Below are 2,280 nucleotides of genomic sequence, written 5' to 3'. Positions count from 1 at the left end.
TTTGAACGACGGGCATATTGAGGGGATTATTGCACTGGCGAGAAGTTTAAATTATGTTATCGAAATTGACCTTGAACCCTACCATCCGTTGGGGATCTCGAAATGCGAACAGATCGGAAAAACACCTGCGTTTGACAGTATTGAATTTTTATCAAAAGAGGTGTTGATGGAATATCGGGAGGAGATTACCTCAAAAACGGGGATTGCGGTTAAGATTATATAATTCAATTTCATTGTGCCGAATTGTGCCGAAATTCTTCGACTTCGCTCAGAATGACATAAGTAAACTCCGCTGCAGCTTGCGCCGCAGCGGAGTTTTCGTTTAGAGTGATAAATGCGTTTATTTTTAGATTAATTATCTTCTAAATATCTTTTAGAAATACCTGAGCAAGTTTTCCGATGTTGTTTTTGGAGTCATATGAGTGCGCCGCGAAGACGAGTTTGCAGTCGGGATAGACCACCAGCGACTGGCCATAGGCGCCGTTGCCTTCGAAGCCGCCGTCAATGAACCAAAAACTGAGCGCAGTCGGAAGGCCCTCGTATTCCGGTCGTCTTGTCGTGGCGAGGTTGACCCATTTCTCACTCAGCAGCTGTTCACCATCCCATACGCCGTTGTTGCAATAGAGGATTCCGAGTTTTAAAAGGTCGGCAGTCGAGAGATAAAAACCGGTTGCGCCCATCACGTGGCCTTTGGGACAGCGCTCCCAGGCGAATGTGGTGATTCCGAGTTTGGATAATAAATGTTTGCGTAAAAACAAATCAAGCGGCAGTCCGGAGAGCTTTTCCACAATGCAGGAGAGTAAATAGAACGTTGAATTGCTGTAGACAAATTTTTCGCCTGGGGTGTTTGGCAAGGGCCGGGAAAGCGCGACTTTGACAAAATCATCGGTGCTGTGAGTGTAGCGGTCATCTTCGAACAGGCAGCCCTTTTCAAGGCCCATGGTTTGCGTCAGCAGGTAGCGGATTTTTACGTGCTTCAGGTTATTATCGTATTCATCGGGCAGCTCGTCTTTGAAAAGATCGATAACAGGATCGTCAAGCGTCAAGAGTCCTCTGTCGAAAGCCAAGCCAATCGCCGTTGCGGTGAAGTTTTTAGAGATGGAATAGCAGTTGGAACATGAATAGGACTTCACACGCTCGTGCGAGGTGATTTCACCGTTATTGTAAAGACAATAACGGATTACGTTCGCGTCCGCTTGCTTTAAGATCTTTTCAAATTTTTCAAACATTTTGATCTCTCCAGTATTACAAACTCTTATTCCGATAAACCAGATCGGTTCTTTCGATAAAGCCCATGCGCTCCCAAAAGGCGTTTCCGAGTTCGTTTTTACGCATGGCAACCAGTGAGACCTTTTGGATGCCCTCTTGCTTGAGCGCATTGAGTACGGCTTCGAGCATGGATAAAACAAGTATTCGGATTGCGGGTTAAAAACTTGGTGATGCCTGCGAGCGAGTCGTCGATCTCGTTCAAACCCATTCCTGCGGTGTTTTTCCAAAGGATTATGGAATCTACATAATCAGATATGGTCATTAATCGTATGTTCATTGAGCACTCCTATAATCTATTCCGTGAGCACATCGCTGTAGCTTCTGTTTGCAGCGATATTATAAAAGCTCAGATCACAGTTTTCATAATATCGATTTGCGCTATGTCGATGCACCGTTTGCCGTTAAAGACCATTTTGACCGCAAACGGGCAGACCGGCAGCATTTTTATAAAATCCTCATAACCGTAGCTTTTGTCATAATAATTGATGATAACAGCGAGCGCGGTTCCGTGGGTGCCTATGGCGATATTCTGACCGGCATGTTTTTCTAAAATCTCCGATAAAGCTCTGATATTTCGGTTTTGAACAGTACGAAGTGTTTCACCGTCTGAAAGCGTATAATCGAAATTAGCCCATTGACGTTGAATGAAATCGATAAGATCATTTTTCTTGTCCCAGTCACTGTCACTTTTTCGCTCTCTGAAATCGTCAACTGTCTGAATTTTCAGTTTGGCTTTATCCGCGAAATCCGAAACAGTATCAATTGCCCGCTTATACGGGCTTGAATAAACCGCACTGATGTGCTTGTCCCCTAAAAATCTGGAAACGAAGATTCTGTCAATCCATCCGCTTTCGGTCAGAGGTCTTTGCATTGGATCATTTACTGAGATATCGGACATACAATGCCTGATGAAATAAACGGTTGTATTTGCTACCATAATAACCTCCGATTTAAAATTTGGGTCTTGACTAGAACAGCGAGGAGTAGTAAGCTGTAAACGAGGTCAAGATC

General features: G+C 44.3%; 3 protein-coding genes and 1 pseudogene. 1 reads left to right on the top strand and 3 read right to left on the bottom strand.

The window, feature by feature from the left end; genetic code table 11:
- The coding region (locus tag PKH29_09750) for a hypothetical protein (GenBank protein HNX15116.1) at positions 1-223 on the top strand (223 nt) is incomplete at its 5' end.
- A gap of 139 nt (positions 224-362) precedes the next feature.
- Here the strand turns inward: PKH29_09750 and PKH29_09745 are convergent.
- The 3 genes and pseudogenes from PKH29_09745 to PKH29_09735 form a co-directional block, all read right to left on the bottom strand.
- A complete protein-coding gene (locus PKH29_09745; GenBank protein ID HNX15115.1) occupies positions 363-1,229 on the bottom strand; it encodes a serine hydrolase in 867 nt (288 codons plus the stop codon).
- Between the two features lie 16 nt (positions 1,230-1,245).
- Positions 1,246-1,546: pseudogene (locus PKH29_09740) on the bottom strand (hypothetical protein).
- A gap of 69 nt (positions 1,547-1,615) precedes the next feature.
- Positions 1,616-2,206, bottom strand: coding sequence for a histidine phosphatase family protein (locus PKH29_09735; protein HNX15114.1), 591 nt, complete (start codon positions 2,204-2,206; stop codon positions 1,616-1,618).
- Positions 2,207-2,280: the final 74 nt, after the last annotated feature.

Source organism: Oscillospiraceae bacterium, from assembly GCA_035353335.1.
GTDB lineage: Bacteria > Bacillota > Clostridia > Oscillospirales > JAKOTC01 > DAOPZJ01.
The sequence above is the reverse complement of the archived record's forward strand: the minus strand, read 5'-3'. Positions and strand labels throughout refer to the sequence as shown.